The sequence below is a fragment of the Streptomyces sp. ISL-100 genome, assembly GCF_018614615.1.
Lineage (GTDB): Bacteria > Actinomycetota > Actinomycetes > Streptomycetales > Streptomycetaceae > Streptomyces.
The window spans coordinates 67,022-82,032 of record NZ_JAGGOK010000050.1; the positions used below are offsets into that span (position 1 = coordinate 67,022).

The window sequence follows — 15,011 nt, forward strand, 5'->3', positions numbered from 1 at the left end:
GCCGTACGCCCAGCGGACTGTCACCCGACGACAGCCCGCAGGACCGGCACGCCCCTTTTCCTCGACCACTGCCCGACATCGCCCGACATCCACCCGTACGTCCACGCGCCTCGGCGCAGGCCCCTGCCCCGCACGGGCCCCGGAACACAGAGGTTGACCCATGAGTGACAAGCCGGTGCTTCTCGTCGTCTACGACACGGGGAGCCTCGCACCGACCCGGCTGGCGGAAGCCGCCCGGGACAACGGCTGCTCGCTGGTCTTCGTGACGGCGGGCACCGACCACGCGCGGGAGATGATCCCCACGCTGGAGACGGTCGGTTCCGTGGTGGACGCCGCGGGCCGCACCGAGGCGGAGCTGCTGGACGCGCTGCGGGCGCTCGCCCCGGCGGGCATCATCACCTTCAGCGAGTTCCAGATCGCGCGCACCGTCCGGCTCGCCGAGGCGCTCGGCCTGCGCTACCACCGGTCCGCCGACGTCGACGCGATCACGCACAAGGACCTCCAGCGGCAGCGCTTCGCCGAGGCGGGCGTCGACAGCGTCCGCTTCCGTACGATCAGCGCGCCCGAGCAGGCCGACGAGGCGATCGCGTACGTCGGACTGCCCGCCATCATCAAGCCGGTGATCGGCGCGTCCAGCCGCAACACCCAGGCCGTGACGACGCCGGAGGAGTGCCACGCCGCCCTGGCGCAGATGTTCTCGGGCGACGGCGAGGGCCAAGGCGGCCCCACCGAGACCGCCGTGATGCTGGAGGAGCTGCTGGTCGGCCGGGACACCCCGGCCCCCTGGGGCGACTACATCGCGGTCGACTGCGTCGCCGACGGCGACGACGTCCGCCCGGTGTTCGTGACCAGCAAGTTCGCGCTGGCCGAGCCGTTCCGCGAGCGCGGCGGATACGGCGGCTTCTCCGTCGTGCCCCAGGACGAGGAGCGCGCCGTACGGGACCTGGCGTGCCGCGCCGTACGCGCCCTGAACATCCACGGCGTCGCCGACGTAGAGATCAAGCTGACCGCCGAAGGCCCCCGGGTCATCGAGGTCAACGGCCGCCTCGGCGCCTGGGTCGACGACCTCGCGGTCCGCTCGGGCACCTCCGACCCCGCGTACGTGGCGGTCGCCGCCGCGCTGGGCCGCCCGTACGAGACGCCCGAGGTCAAGCAGGACGGGCCGATCGCCTTCCACTACCTGATCGTGCCCCCCGTCGGCGCCCGCAGGGTGGCGTCGATCCGCAACGTCTCCGCCCTGCGCCGCCTCCCGAACGTGGACCGCGTCACAGTGCTGGCCGAGCCGGGCGCCCCCGCGGACTGGCGCATCGGCGCGCGCGGCAACACGGCGGCCGTCATCGGCTCCGCCGCGAACCACCGGGAACTGGCCGCGACCGTCGCCGCCATCGAGAACGTGGACTGGATCACCTATGAGTGAGTTCGTCATCTTCGACCTGGACGGCGTCCTGGTCGACACCCAGGACGCCGAGAACGGCGGGCTCGCGTACATCGGCGAGCTGATGGGTCTTCACCTGACCAAGGAGCGGCGGGACGAGCTGTTCTCCGGAAAGAAGATGCAGGAATGCATCGACCTGATGGAGGAGATCTCCGGGGCCGCGCCGCCGGCCGACGCCATGGCGCTCGCGCGCGCCAAGTGCGACGAGCTCATCGGCTCCTGGCTGGAGCCCATCGAGGGGGTCGCGTACGCCCTTGAGCAGCTGAGCTCGGTCCTCGGCGCCGGGATGTGCGTCGCCTCCAACAGCCCGCCGGAGATCATGGCGAGCCGCCTGGGCAAGTCGGGCATCCTGCACCACTTCGAGGGGCGGCTCTTCTCGGCGTACGACATCAACGCCTGGAAGCCGGACCCGAAGCTGTTCCTGTGGGCGGCCGCCGAGTGCGGCGCCGACGTGGACGACTGCGTCGTGGTCGAGGACAGCCCGGTCGGCGTGGACGCCGCGCTCGGCGCCGGCATGCGGGTCCTCCAGTACACCGCCGATCCCGCCGTCGGCCCGCACCGCGACGGCGCCCTCGCCTTCCCCTCCATGCGTGAACTGCCCCGCCTGGTCCGCGACGCGTACCGGCTCGCGGCCCCCTCCTCGCTCGCCACCGCCCACCTCGGAGGTACGTCATGAACCAGCCCCGCAAGATCATGATCCTGGGCGCCGGCGACATCGGCCGCCGCGTCTTCCACGAGCTCGCCCACAGCACGCGCGAGCGCCACATCCAGCTCGTCGGCCGTGACGAGGAAGTGGCCCTGCGCGCCACGAACCTGACCCGCTTCTGCGCCGTGCAGCGCGGCTACACCCCCACCGTCAGCCACGCCCTCACGGACCTGACCGACGTGGCGCGCACCGCCGAGCGCATCGCGGCCTTCGCGCCGGACGTCATCTTCCTCGCCGCCAGTTACCAGTCGTGGTGGGTCATCTCGACGCTGGAGGCGTCCGCCTTCCAGCGGGTGTACGCCGCCAACTACGGCCCGTGGCTGCCGATGCACCTCGTCCCCGTGATGAAGGCCATGGAGGCCGTCAAGCTCTCCGGCACCGAGGCCGTCGTCGTCAACGCGGCCTACCCCGACGCCGTGCACCCGGCTCTCACCGCGATCGGCATGTCCCCCGACATCGGCATCGGCAACGTCGCCAACAACGTCCCCGGCATCACGGCCGCTGCCGCCGACGAGCTCGGCCGCAGCACCGCCGACGTCGAGGTGCGGCTCGTCGCCCACCACTACGTCTCGCACCGCCTGTCGCGCCACGGCAACAGCGGCCCGGCCGCCATGGGCCTCGGTATCCGTGTCGACGGCCGCGACGTCACGGCGGAGCTGGACATCGAGGCGCTGCTCAACCGGCTCCCCGGGCAGTACCGCCGCACCGGCGGCATGCCGGGGCAGACCATGACGGCGGCCTCGGCGCTCAGCGTCCTGGAGCCGCTGGCCGACGGCCGCGACGCCGTTGTCCACGCGCCGGGCGCGGACGGTGCGCTGGGCGGTTTCCCCGTGGCGATCGAGTCCGGCAAGTTCCGGCCGCTGCTGCCGGACGGCATGACGGAGGAGCAGGCGCACGCCATCAACGTGTCGGGCCAGGTTCAGGACGGCATCAGCGAGATACGCGCGGACGGCACCGTCGTCTTCGAGCCCGCCTCGATGGCCGTCATGACGGAGGAACTCGGTTACGAGTGCGCCGAGATGAAGCTGTCGGAGGCGGAGGACCGCGCCCAGGAGATCACCGACCGCTTCGCGGCATACCGCGCCCGGACGACGCTGTGAAGCTGCTGCTGCTCGGCGGTACGGGCTTCGGGGGCCGCGCGGTCGCCGAGGCAGCGCGGGACCGGGGCTGGGAGGTCACCGTCTTCCACCGGGGCGAGCACCCGGCGCCGGCCGGTGTGCGGGTCCTGCACGGCGACCGCACCGCACCCGACGGCCTGGCCGCCCTCGCCACCGGCGCGTGGGACGCGGTCGTCGACACGTGGTCGTCCGCCCCGTCCGTGGTGCGCGACGCGGCCCGGCTGCTCTCCGGCCGCGTGGGCCGCTACGCCTTCGTCTCCAGCCGCTCGGTGTACGCCTGGCCGGCCCCGCCGGGCCTCGACGAGGACGGCCCGCTGGCCGAGGGGGACCCCGACGCCGACGCGACCCAGTTCCCGGCGGACAAGCGCGGCGCGGAGCTGGCGGTGCTCCGCGAACTCGGCGAGGAGCGCACCCTGATCGTCCGGCCCGGCCTGATCCTCGGCCCCCGCGAGACCCCCGGCCGCCTGACCTGGTGGCTGGAGCGCATCGCCCGGGGAGCGGGCGGCGGTCCGGTGCTCGCCCCCGGCCCGCAGGACACGCCGCTCCAGTACGTCGACGCGCGCGACCTCGCGACGTGGGTGCTCGACGCGCTGGACGCTGGTCTGCACGGTCCGTACAACATGGTCGGCCCGCGCGACCACGCCACGATGGGCGACCTGCTCGACGCCTGCGTGCGGGCGACGGGCTCGGACGCCGAGCTGCGCTGGGTCTCCCCGGAGGCCATCGAAGCCGCGGGCGTAGAGGGATGGAGCGACCTGCCGATCTGGGCTCCACCGGGCAGCGAGCTCCACGCGGCGGTACACGCGGGCGACGTCTCCAGAGCCCTGGCCACGGGCCTGCGCTGCCGCCTGCTTCTGGACACGGTGAAGGACACCTGGTCCTGGCGTCAGTCACTGCCGCCGGACACGGAACCGCCGTTGGCGGACGCCCTGTCCCCGGAAAGGGAGGCGGAGGCACTGGCCAACTCCAGCCGTCCGGCTGATTCCAGCCCCTCCGGCGTCTGAGGAGCGGGGTCTGGGGCGTAGCCCCGCACACCAGGGCCCCGCCCCCCTGCGGAAGAAAGGTGGAGTATGCACGCATCTTGACGTGGAGCGGGGCCGGGCATAGCGTGCGGAGCGCTGAGCATGCGCTTGGAGAGGTCCACCCGTGCCGAACAATGATCCCCTGCGCGCCGCCGAAGCCGCGCTGACCGCCCCCGGCGCGCCCTTCGAAGTCGTGCGTGCGGAGGACGGCAGTCCGATGTACGCCGGCGGGCCCCGCACCTTGCGGGAGTTCGTCGAGGCGACCTGGGCGTACGGAGACCGGCCGTTCCTGATCGCGGAGAGCGGGACCTACACCTACGGCGAGTTCTTCGCCGCGGCCTGCGCCCTGGCCCGCCGCTTCGTCGAGGACTACGGCCTCGCCCCCGGAGACCGCGCCGTCATCGCCATGCGAAACCACCCCGAGTGGCAAGTGGCCTTCTGGGCCGCGCAGTTGGCGGGGCTAGTCGCCGTGCCGCTGAACGCCTGGTGGACCGAGGCGGAGTTCACGTACGCCCTCGACGACTGCACACCCAGCGTGCTGCTGGTAGACGGCGAGCGCCTGCCCAGAGTGCAGCCGTGGCTCACCACTCACAGCGAACGGCGGCCCAAGGTAGTCGTCTTCCACGGGGACGCGACCGAGTGGGCCGAGGCCTACGAGGGCATCAGGGCAGCCGACCCGCACCTCGCCCCGCCCGAAGTCGACGTACGCCCCGAGGACGACGCGACGATCATCTACACATCCGGCACCACCGGCCGCCCCAAGGGTGCGGTGGCCACCCACCTCGCCCAGGCCGGCGCCGCCACGCACCCCCGGTTCCACGCCGCGCTGTCCGCGCTCGGGCGCGGGCAGATTCCGGGGCAGGGGCCGACCCCCGTATCGCTCATGACGTTCCCGTTCTTCCACGTCGCCGCCTTCACCGCGCTGTACGCCGCCATGGCGGCCGGCGGCACCCTCGTCCTCATGCGCAAGTGGGACGCCGGGCAGGCGCTCGCGCTGATCCGCGAGCACAAGGTCACGCACTACGCCGGTGTGCCGGCCACCGCCCTCCAGCTGCTGGACGCCGCCGAAGCGGCCGGGGACGGGCTGGAGAGCCTCGCCATGCTCAACACCGGTGGCGCCGCCGCGCCCGCCGGCCTCGTCGGGCGGCTCACCGCCCGGCACGGCGAGCGCATCGAGCCGCGCAACGGCTACGGGCTCACGGAGACCAGCGGCGGCGTCATGGCCAACTACGGCGCGGCCTACCGCGCGTACCCCGGCAGTGTCGGCCGGCCCGCACCGGGCACCGAGGTCCGCATCGCCGGCCCGGAAGGGCAGCCGCAGCCCGACGGCGAGGTCGGTGAGCTGTGGCTGCGCGGGCAGTCGCTCGTCAGGGGGTACTGGAACGACCCCGAGGCGACCGCGCAGGCCTTCGCCGACGGCGGCTGGTTCAGGACCGGCGACCTCGCGACCGTGCGCGACCGGCGCGTCAGCATCGTCGACCGCATCAAGGACATGGTGATACGCGGCGGCGAGAACGTGTACTGCGTCGAGGTCGAGAGCGCGCTGCACGATCACCCGGACGTGCTCGACGCGGCCGTGCTCGGCGTTCCGCACCCCGTCCTGGGCGAGGAAGTGGCAGCGGTCGTGCAGCTTCGGCCCGGCGCCACGGCCGGTGTGGACGAGCTGCGCGCGCATGTCGCCAAGAGCCTCGCCGCGTTCAAGGTGCCCGCCCACGTGCTCGTACGGGAGGAACCGCTGCCGCGCAACGCCACCGGCAAGATCCTCAAGCGGGAGCTGCGCACCACCACGGACCGGCTCATCAGCGGCGGGTGACGCGGACCCGGAAGTTCCCGCGCTCGTCCTCCTCCGTCACCGAGATCCGTATCCCGTACTGCCGGTCCTTGAAGGTCTCGCCCTCCCCGAACGGCGCGTCCGACAGTTCCGCGTGCACATTGGGCCGCCGCGTGCAGCCCCCGCTGTCGCGCTCGCTGTCGGCGACGGTCACCGGGCCGTGGCCGGTGTCGACGTCGGCGTCGACGTGGTAGATCAGCACGCCCGGCTTGCAGACGGCCTCGTCGTTGCCGGCCCGGGTGCGTACCTCCACGGCGTACCCCGTCTTCTCCGTCAGAGGTATGAACACCAGCTTCACCCGGCTGTCCTCGCCGTCCTCGCTGTCCTCACTGCCCGCCTCGCCCTCGCGGCTCCCGGCGCGCGAGGCGAGCGGCGCGAGGACGTGCTCGCTGGTGCCGAGCTCGGACGTGCAGCGGATCTGCGCGCTGTCGAGCCAGCCCAGCTTCCACTTGTGCCAGCCGAGCAGATCGTTGTTGGCCCCCCAGTCCTCGGACATGATGTCCCAGTGCCCGACCGGACCTCCGCCGTCCACGGTGTAGAGGTCCGGCAGCCCGAAGACATGGCCGTTCTCGTGCGGCAGCACGCGAAAGCCCGTCTCGCCGTACGATCCCGACCCGTCGTCCTGGCGGCTGTAGACGAACGACGTGTTGGCGAGCGGGACGCCGTCCGCGCGCGGTGCTTCGTCGTTGCCGGAGAAGGTGACGGACAGGACGGTTTCCAGGGCGGAGGGCCCGGCGTTGGGCGTGACCAGGACGTTGATGAGATCGTACGAGCGGAAGTCCACCCGGTCGTCGGTCGCGGCGATGATGTCCTCGACGAGGCTGCGGTAGCCGGGTTCGTACGGTGAGCCGCGGTCTATCCCGTACTCCGCGAAGGGCATCGGCATCCGCACCCAGTCGGTGAACGGCATGACCGGCCGATAGCGCAGACGCCCGTACGAGCTTGTCGCGAACCACTTCGTCGTCTGCGGGAAGAACTCCTCGAACCGGTCGCGAGCCGGTCCTCTCCCTGGCGCGTCCGAGAAGTCGATCATGAGGGTGAGGGCGCGTATGTCGCCCGTGGAGCGCGCGAAGCCGGGCGGCGTCGGAAGACCCTCCGACATCTGTACGCCCATGGTGCCCGTGATCCGGCACGGTTCGAGGGCGGCTTCGTCGGCCACCGAAACGGCCTGGTCGGCGGTGGCCACCGGGCCGGCCGATGCCCTGGAGCCGTTGTTGAGCGGGGATCCGTCGGACGTCACGGAAGTGAACGCGAGGCCGGTGAGGGCGGCGACGCTGACTATGTGGCGGGGCTTGCGTATCCGGGGGCGGGTCCGCTGCATACGTTCGCCTTCGGGTCCGCGGCAGCCGGCCGTCCCCGACTGCTCTCGTTCGATCACCCTGTGCCGGGGGCCGTCCGGCCGCCCGCTGGGTGACCCGATCGTGGGAATTTCCGGGTCACGCTGTGTTCCGGGTCACATGTGCGACTTCGGGAAATAACCGGGGACGGTCTCCCCGTTTGCAGGAGAGTCAGCCGAAGCGGGGACTCGATCCCCGGTTACGTACGAAAGGAAGCGCCGTGGCCACCGTCACCCGCACCGAGACCGCCCAGCGCCGGATGCCGCGCCCGCGGGCCGACGCGCTGCGCAACCGGGAGCGGATCGTCGCCGCCGCGCGCGAGATGTTCGTCGAGTTCGGCCCCGAGGTGCCGCTCGACGAGATCGCCCGCCGCGCGGGCGTCGGCAACGCGACGCTCTACCGGCACTTCCCGGACCGTAACGAACTCATCCACCACGTGGTCGTCTCCGTCATGGCCCGCACCACGGACCAGGCACGGGCCGCGACCGCCGAAGAGGCCGACGCGTTCGACGCGCTGCGCCGCTTCGTCCACGCGGCCGCCGACGAGCGCATCGGCGCGCTGTGCCCGATGCTGGCCGACGGCTTCGACAAGGACCATCCGGAACTGCTCGCCGAGCGCGAGCGCCTCGAAGAGGCCGTCGACGGCCTCATGGCGCGCGCACGGCGGTGCGGACGGCTCCGCGACGACGTCGCCGTCGGCGACCTGCTGGTCGCCCTCTCCCAGCTCACCCGGCCGCTGCCGGGCAGCGCCTGCATGAACTTCGACCAGTTCGTGCACCGGCACCTGCAACTCTTCCTCGACGGCCTGGAGGCACCGGCGCGCTCCGTTCTCCCCGGCTCTCCCGCGACCTTGGAGGACCTGCGCCGGGAGTCCTGACTCCCACCGAACTCGCTCCTCCTCCTCCTCCTCCTCCTCCGACGACTTGGTTACGTACCTTTTCGCCTCTTCGCACCCCTAGGTGGATACCTCCATGCCAAAAACACCCGACACGGCCCTGCCTGATCCCAACCGCTGGAAAGCGCTGGTCTTCATCGCCCTCGCCCAGCTGATGGTGGTGCTCGACGCGACGATCGTGAACATCGCGCTGCCGTCGGCCCAGCAGGACCTGGGAATCTCGGACGCCAACCGCCAGTGGGTCATCACGGCGTACGCCCTGGCCTTCGGCGGTCTGCTGCTCTTCGGCGGCCGCATCGCCGACATCTGGGGCCGCAAGCGCACCTTCGTCGTCGGCCTGCTCGGCTTCGCGGCGGCCTCCGCGCTGGGCGGTGCGGCCACCAACGAGGCGATGATGCTCGGCTCACGCGCCCTCCAGGGCGCCTTCGGCGCGCTGCTCGCGCCCGCCGCGCTCTCCCTCCTCGCGGTGACGTTCACCGACGTACGCGAACGGGCCAAGGCATTCGGCATCTTCGGCGCGATCGCTGGCGGCGGCGGCGCGGTCGGCCTGATCCTGGGCGGCTTCCTCACCGAGTACCTGAACTGGCGCTGGACCTTCTTCGTCAACATCCCCTTCGCGATCGTCGCGGCCGCGGGCGCGTACTTCGTCATCCGCGAGCCGGCCGGCGGCCGCAACCGCTCGCCGCTCGACATCCCGGGCGTGGTCCTCTCCACCCTCGGCCTCGTCGCGCTCGTGTACGGCTTCACGCGCGCCGAGTCGGACGGCTGGGCGGCGGGCGCGACGGTCGGCCTGTTCATCGCTTCGGCGGTGCTGCTGCTCGCCTTCGTGTTCGTCGAGTCGAAGGTCAAGTCGCCGCTGCTTCCGCTGCGCGTCCTGATGGAGCGCAACCGCGGCGGCGTCTACCTGTCGCTCGGCCTCGCCGTCATCTCGATGTTCGGCCTCTTCCTCTTCCTCACGTACTACCTCCAGATCGTGAAGGGCTACTCGCCCGTCATGACCGGCTTCGCCTTCCTGCCGATGATCGCGGGCATGATCACGGGCTCGACCCAGATCGGCGCCCGCCTCATGACGCGGGTCGCGCCCCGCTACCTGATGGGCCCCGGCTTCCTGGTCGCGGCGCTCGGCATGCTGCTGCTGACGCAGCTGGAGATCGGTTCGTCGTACGCCGGTCTGATCCTGCCCGCGCAGCTCCTGCTGGGCCTGGGCATGGGTACGGCGTTCATGCCGGCCATGTCGCTGGCGACGCACGGCATCGAGCCGCGGGACGCGGGCGTGGCCTCGGCCATGGTCAACACCTCGCAGCAGGTGGGCGGCGCGATCGGCACGGCCCTGCTGAACACCATCGCGGCCAGCGCCACCACGGCGTACATCGCCTCGCACGCCGCCGGCGCCACCAACGAGCAGCTGCTCCAGGCGCAGGCGATGGTGCACGGCTACGCGAGTGCCATCTGGTGGGCGGTGGGCATCCTGCTCGTCTCGGCGACGATCGCGCTGACGCTGATCAACACCGGTCGCCCGGGAACGACGACGATCGCGGGCTCGGCCACGGAGACGGATGCGGAGGACGCGATGAAGATCCCCGTCATCGCGCACTGACGTAGCTGTCCGACCCGTCCTGACCTGCCCTGGTTCTGCTCAGCGGAGCCAGGGCAGGTCCGCGTCCGTGTCCTTCGGCTGCAGCCCCTCAGCCATGACCTGCATGATCTCGCCGAGCTGCCGCACCTGCTCGGGGGTGAGCCGGTCGAACATCGCCTGGCGGACGGTGGCGACATGGCCGGGCGCGGTCTCCTTCAGCGCCGCGTACCCCTCCTCGGTCAGTACGGCGTTCTGCCCGCGCCGGTCGGACGGGCAGTCCTCGCGGCGCACCCAGCCGTTGCGCTCCAGGCGGGCGACGGCGTGCGAGAGCCGGGAGCGGGTGATCTTCGCGATGCGGGCCAGCTCGGTCATCCTCAGCTGCCGCTGCGGCGCCTGGGAGAGCTGCACGAGCAGGCCGTAGTAGACGTGCGGCATCCCGGCGTCGCGCTGCAACTGGCGGTCGAGGTGGTCCTCCAAAAGCGTGGTTGCCTGGAGGTATGCACGCCAAGTGCGCTGTTCCTGTTCGCTGAGCCAGCGGGGTCCCGTCGTCATGCAACCACTCTACGACCCACTTCTTGAAACTTAAACTAGATGGAGTTAAGGTCCTTATAGGCAACACTTGAAACTTCAAGGAGGCTCGTCCGGCCATGGAGCGTATGCCCGCCCTCTACCTGAGCCACGGCGCCCCGCCGCTGGCCGACGACCCCGTCTGGCCCGGCCAGCTGGCGGCCTGGTCCGCCGGCCTGCCGCGTCCCCGCGCGATCCTGATGGTCTCCGCCCACTGGGAGGAGGCCCCGCTCGCGCTCGGCGCCACCGAGACGAGGCCGCTGGTCTACGACTTCTGGGGCTTCCCCGAGCACTACTACCGCGTCGAGTACGCCGCGCCCGGCGCCCCCGAACTCGCCGAATCCGTACGGAAGTTGCTGCGCGGCGCGGGTACGTCCGTCCAGGACTTCCCGGACCGCGGGCTCGACCACGGGGCGTACGTCCCGCTCGTCGAGATGTTCCCGGCGGCCGACATCCCCGTACTCCAGATCTCCATGCCCACCCTCGACCCGCAGCAGTTGCTGGACATCGGGCGCAAGCTCGCGCCCCTGCGTGACGCGGGCGTACTGATCGTCGGCAGCGGCTTCTTCACCCACAACCTGGCGGCCCTGCGGCACCAGGGTGGGGGAGTGCCCGGCTGGTCGGCGGAGTTCGACGCGTGGGGGCGCGAGGCGCTGGCGGCGGCGGATGTGGACGCGCTGCTCGACTTCGAGCACAAGTCCCCGGCCGGCCGGCTCGCCCACCCGCGCACTGAGCACTTCGCGCCGCTGTTCGTGACGCTGGGCGCGTCGATGGGCGAACTGGGTACGCAGCGCAATGTGATTGACGGCTTCTGGATGGGCCTCGCGAAGCGTTCGCTGCAATTCGGCTGATGCCGATGCCGCGCCGTCACACCAGCGGCTCGCTGAGCTCGATGGCGCGCAGCGCGGCCGCGAGCGCCTGCTCGTCGCCGATGTCGAGCGCGGTGTCGGTGAGCTTGATGACGTGCTCGTCGCCGTGCGCCGTCGCCCGCTCGAAGACCTCCTCGGGGGTGATGGAGCCGGGCGAGGCGTACGGCACGGGTGCGTCCGGGGCGTACATCGAGGTGACCGCGGCGGACGCCGTCCAGGCGGCGTGCAGGCTCGGTGCCCACAGGGTGCGGGGGAGTGCGGGCAGGACGCGCAGGACGGCGTTCGGGGCGGTCGCCGCGTGGACCAGCATGGTTTCGTCGCCGTGGCCGTGCGTGGCGTACCTGTGGGTGGCCGCCCGTACGAGCTCCGCCAGCTTCTGCCGCGCTTCGTCCGGTTCGATCGGCGCCTGCGACCCCTCCCAGACCGGGAGCCGCGTGACACGCGCGAGGCGGTCCGGGAAGCCTCCTTGCCGTACGTCGACGGGCGGTACGGCGTCGAGCGCTTGGGCAGCGGTGCGCGCGCCGGGGAGCGGGGCGGGCGGCTGGACGGGGAGGTGGCGGGCGGCCCAGTAGCCGAGGCCGTGGGCGAGCTCGGTGCGGCGGGGGGCGTTCTCGCCGCCCTCGCCGTCGGCCAGGAGGGTGCGTACCGCATGGCCCACGCGGATCACGGGGTGCGCGGCGCCGCCGTACATGCCGGGCAGCAGGCGGGGCCACCAGGCGGCGAGCACTTCGCGCCACGGCTGCTCGTCCACGAGGCGTGCGAAGTACGCAATCCAGTCGGCGGCACGGCGCGGATCGCCGAGCGCGGCCTGCCAGTTGCTGTCGTTCACCGGTGCGTGGAGGGCGGGGAAGTCTTCCAGCCTGTCGGCGTACAGATCAAGCCAGCGGTGGACGGAGCCGGCCTGGCCGTGCACGGCGAGCGATTCGACGGCCATCGGGGCGTGATTGGTGAGGCGGCTGAGGCGTTCGGGGCCGTGGGTGTGGAGGCGCTCCAGCGCTTCGTCGAGGGTGCCTGTCGTGTCCATGCGGTGGAGGCTATGTGCGGGGACGGGCGGGGCGTAACGGGCTGCGGACCTACGCCGGGGCGTAGGTCGCGAGGCCGAGGGGGCACTTCTGGGGCTCCGCCCCAGACCCCGCTCCTCAAACGCCAAAGGGGCTGGATGGTGCTGGCGAATTCAGCCCGTACGGCGTTCGAGGGCATGCCCGAAGGGCGTCTGTGTGGTCTGGGGGCCGGGGCTTGCCCCCCCAGACACGCACATCGCGAGCAACCAGAAGCCGGTGCGGGCCGTCTTCAGGGGTAAGAGCGCAACTGCGGGCGGCGCTGCCCGGCGGCCTCGGTGCCCGCGCTGACCTGCACCTCTGAGTGCGGCTGCGGCATGCGTCTCCCCTCAGCGGCCCTCGACGGGCCGACAGGGTACTGCAAGATCACGAAAATGAATGCACGCCATGGGAATTCTGTCCGGATTCCAGTCGTTGTTTCCATCGGAGGCAGGGCACCCGTAGGGAGTCCCGCAGCCAACCGACCGCGCAACCGCGACCTACTTACGCAAGGGAGCACCGCATGGCAACCCGTGCCGTCGCCCGTCGTCAGACCGCCACCGGCGGGTCCGGCGGGGTACGCAGCGTTCGCGCCGTAGGCGGGGAGATCGCCGACCGCGACCTGGTCGGCATGTACCTCGACGAGATCGCACGGACGCCGCTGCTCGACGCCGCCAAGGAAGTCGATCTCTCACAGACCATCGAGGCGGGCGTGTACGCCCAGCAGATCCTCGACAAAGAGGTGGAGAGCGAGGCGGGCGGTGCCTCCCGAGAAGAACTGGAAGCGCTGGTCGCCCAGGGCGAGCGGGCCAAGGACCTTTTCATCCGCTCCAACCTCCGCCTTGTCGTCGCCGTCGCGCGCCGCTATCCCCGCAGTGGCCTCCCCCTGCTCGACCTGATCCAGGAGGGGAACGCGGGCTTGGTGCGCGCGGTCGAGAAGTTCGACTACGCGAAGGGCTTCAAGTTCTCGACGTACGCGACCTGGTGGATCCGCCAGGCCATCACCCGGTCCATAGCCGACCAGTCCCGGACCATCCGGCTCCCCGTCCACCTGGTGGAGGAGCTGGGCCGCATCCGGCGCGTGCAGCGCGAGTTCAACCGCATGCACGGGCGCGACCCGGAGCACGCGGAGATCGCCGCCGAGCTGGACACCAAGACGGCGCGCATCAGCGACGTCCTGGACTGGGCGCGTGACCCGGTATCGCTCAACATGCCGGTCGACGACGCGGGCGAGACGCAGTTCGGCGATCTGCTGGAGGACACCTCGGCGGTGTCGCCCGAGCAGTCGGTGATGTCGCTCCTGCGCAGCGAGGAGCTGGAGGATCTCATCGGCCACCTCGACGAGCGCACGGCCTCGATCATCCGCATGCGGTACGGCATTGAGGACGGCCGCGAGCGAACCCTGACCGAGGTCGGCAAGCAGCACGGCCTGACGCGCGAGCGGATCCGGCAGATCGAGAAGCACGCACTGCTGGAGCTGAAGCGCCTCGCCCGCGACACGGGCTTCGAATCGGCGGCATAAGCGCCCCGCCCAGAGCCGAGCCCCGGTGCCCTCCCCCCCGGCGCCGGGGCTCGCCCTACCCCCTGTCCCTCATCCCCTGTCCCCGGTCGCACGGCTGATCCGTCCGCCGAGCCCGGCCAGATAGTCGACGAGTTCCGGCGGCTGGGACACGGTGAACTCGCAGTCGACCAGGGCGAGTCGGATCCCCAGCCACTCCATCGAGTCGGTGGAGGTGACGTCGAGTCGGCAGCGGCTGTCGTCGCCCGCCACCGGCTCCGGTGTGCCCAGCGAGCCCGGCAGCCGGGCCGCCACGAACTCGGCGGGCGCGTCGAACGTCGCCACCACCCGGTACTGCGCCTGCGAGCGGTTCAAGGACTGCCGGATGAACTCGGCGGCGTTCCCGCTCGGCAGCCCACGCGGCGTGAAGCGCGCCCCCGTGGCGAACGGTTCACTGACCCGGTCGACCCGGAACGTGCGCCACGCCTCCCGGTCCAGGTCGTACGCGACGAGATACCAGCGCCGTCCCGTGCTGACCAGCCGGTGCGGCTCGACGAGACGCCTGGTCTCGGACCCGTCCCCCGAGCGGTAGCCGAACCGCAGCCGCTCCTGCCCGGTCGCCGCGCCCGCCATCACCGTGAGCGTCCGCGGGTCGATCGTCGCGCCGTCGCCGCTGGTCAGCGGAATGGTGGCGGCCTGAAGGGTCGCCACCTGCCGGCGCAGCCGGGACGGCAGTACCTGCTCCAGCTTCGCCAGCGCCCGTACGGACGCCTCCTCGATGCCCTCGACCGCGTGGCCCGCGCCGGCCCGCAGCCCCACCGCGATGGCGACAGCCTCCTCGTCGTCGAGCACCAACGGCGGCATGGCCTTGCCCGCGACGAGCCGGTAGCCGCCGTCCGCGCCCATCGTCGCCTGTACCGGATAGCCGAGCTCGCGCAGCCGGTCGATGTCGCGCCGCACGGTCCGGCGACTGACGCCCAGCCGCTCGGAGAGTTCGCTGCCGGGCCATTCGCGGGGCGTCTGGAGGAGCGAGAGCAGGTGCAGCAGCCGGGCCGGTGTGTCGGTCGTCATGTTTCCAGGATGCCAACCATTTAGGACACGATCTGTCCTACATCACCCA

The 15,011-nt window shown here is 71.6% G+C and carries 13 protein-coding genes; 9 read left to right on the forward strand and 4 right to left on the reverse strand.

Annotated features, from left to right (window positions below):
- The first annotated feature begins 160 nt into the window (after window positions 1-160).
- From J7E89_RS22410 to J7E89_RS22430, 5 genes are all read left to right on the forward strand, one after another.
- Window positions 161-1,417 (forward strand): acetyl-CoA carboxylase biotin carboxylase subunit family protein, encoded by a 1,257-nt coding sequence (locus J7E89_RS22410; RefSeq protein ID WP_214976160.1) that lies wholly within the window; start codon window positions 161-163, stop codon window positions 1,415-1,417.
- Window positions 1,410-2,111 (forward strand): HAD-IA family hydrolase, encoded by a 702-nt coding sequence (locus tag J7E89_RS22415; protein WP_214976161.1) that lies wholly within the window; start codon window positions 1,410-1,412, stop codon window positions 2,109-2,111. Before J7E89_RS22410 ends, J7E89_RS22415 begins: the two co-directional genes overlap by 8 nt.
- Window positions 2,108-3,241 carry a hypothetical protein gene (locus tag J7E89_RS22420; protein WP_214976162.1) on the forward strand — a complete coding sequence of 378 codons (1,134 nt, stop codon included), beginning with the start codon at window positions 2,108-2,110 and terminating at the stop codon, window positions 3,239-3,241. The genes J7E89_RS22415 and J7E89_RS22420 overlap by 4 nt, the downstream gene beginning before the upstream one ends.
- Window positions 3,238-4,263: an NAD-dependent epimerase/dehydratase family protein gene (locus J7E89_RS22425; protein WP_308315565.1), complete on the forward strand. Its 1,026-nt coding sequence runs from the start codon at window positions 3,238-3,240 to the stop codon at window positions 4,261-4,263. The genes J7E89_RS22420 and J7E89_RS22425 overlap by 4 nt, the downstream gene beginning before the upstream one ends.
- A 142-nt stretch (window positions 4,264-4,405) precedes the next feature.
- Window positions 4,406-6,094, forward strand: a complete 1,689-nt coding sequence (locus J7E89_RS22430; protein ID WP_308315566.1) for a class I adenylate-forming enzyme family protein — start codon at window positions 4,406-4,408, stop codon at window positions 6,092-6,094.
- On the opposite strand, the gene J7E89_RS22435 is transcribed toward J7E89_RS22430, so the two are convergent.
- Complete coding sequence (locus tag J7E89_RS22435) at window positions 6,081-7,433, reverse strand: M6 family metalloprotease domain-containing protein (protein WP_214976163.1); 1,353 nt, start codon at window positions 7,431-7,433, stop codon at window positions 6,081-6,083. The two genes, J7E89_RS22430 and J7E89_RS22435, sit on opposite strands and share 14 nt — an antisense overlap.
- Before the next feature lie 275 nt (window positions 7,434-7,708).
- Between J7E89_RS22435 and J7E89_RS22440 the strand changes: the two genes are divergently transcribed.
- Together J7E89_RS22440 and J7E89_RS22445 are read left to right on the forward strand one after the other, a co-directional pair.
- On the forward strand, window positions 7,709-8,326 hold the full coding sequence (locus J7E89_RS22440; protein ID WP_214976239.1) for a TetR/AcrR family transcriptional regulator: 618 nt from the start codon (window positions 7,709-7,711) through the stop codon (window positions 8,324-8,326).
- A 94-nt stretch (window positions 8,327-8,420) separates the two neighbouring features.
- Entirely contained in the window at window positions 8,421-9,941 is a 1,521-nt protein-coding gene (locus tag J7E89_RS22445) for an MFS transporter (protein WP_214976164.1), read from the forward strand.
- Between the two features lie 39 nt (window positions 9,942-9,980).
- On the opposite strand, the gene J7E89_RS22450 is transcribed toward J7E89_RS22445, so the two are convergent.
- Window positions 9,981-10,472 carry a MarR family winged helix-turn-helix transcriptional regulator gene (locus tag J7E89_RS22450; protein WP_214976165.1) on the reverse strand — a complete coding sequence of 164 codons (492 nt, stop codon included), beginning with the start codon at window positions 10,470-10,472 and terminating at the stop codon, window positions 9,981-9,983.
- Between the two features lie 104 nt (window positions 10,473-10,576).
- Here J7E89_RS22450 and J7E89_RS22455 point away from each other — a divergent pair, with 104 nt between their 5' ends.
- Complete coding sequence (locus tag J7E89_RS22455; RefSeq protein ID WP_214976240.1) at window positions 10,577-11,338, forward strand: dioxygenase; 762 nt, start codon at window positions 10,577-10,579, stop codon at window positions 11,336-11,338.
- Between the two features lie 16 nt (window positions 11,339-11,354).
- Here the strand turns inward: J7E89_RS22455 and J7E89_RS22460 are convergent, their stop codons facing one another.
- Window positions 11,355-12,380, reverse strand: coding sequence for a questin oxidase family protein (locus J7E89_RS22460; RefSeq protein ID WP_214976166.1), 1,026 nt, complete (start codon window positions 12,378-12,380; stop codon window positions 11,355-11,357).
- Between the two features lie 536 nt (window positions 12,381-12,916).
- On the opposite strand from J7E89_RS22460, the gene J7E89_RS22465 reads away from it, so the two are divergent.
- Window positions 12,917-13,915, forward strand: a complete 999-nt coding sequence (locus J7E89_RS22465) for an RNA polymerase sigma factor RpoD/SigA (protein ID WP_214976167.1) — start codon at window positions 12,917-12,919, stop codon at window positions 13,913-13,915.
- Between the two features lie 69 nt (window positions 13,916-13,984).
- Here the strand turns inward: J7E89_RS22465 and J7E89_RS22470 are convergent, their stop codons facing one another.
- Entirely contained in the window at window positions 13,985-14,962 is a 978-nt protein-coding gene (locus tag J7E89_RS22470; RefSeq protein ID WP_214976168.1) for a YafY family protein, read from the reverse strand.
- Between the last annotated feature and the right edge of the window lie 49 nt (window positions 14,963-15,011).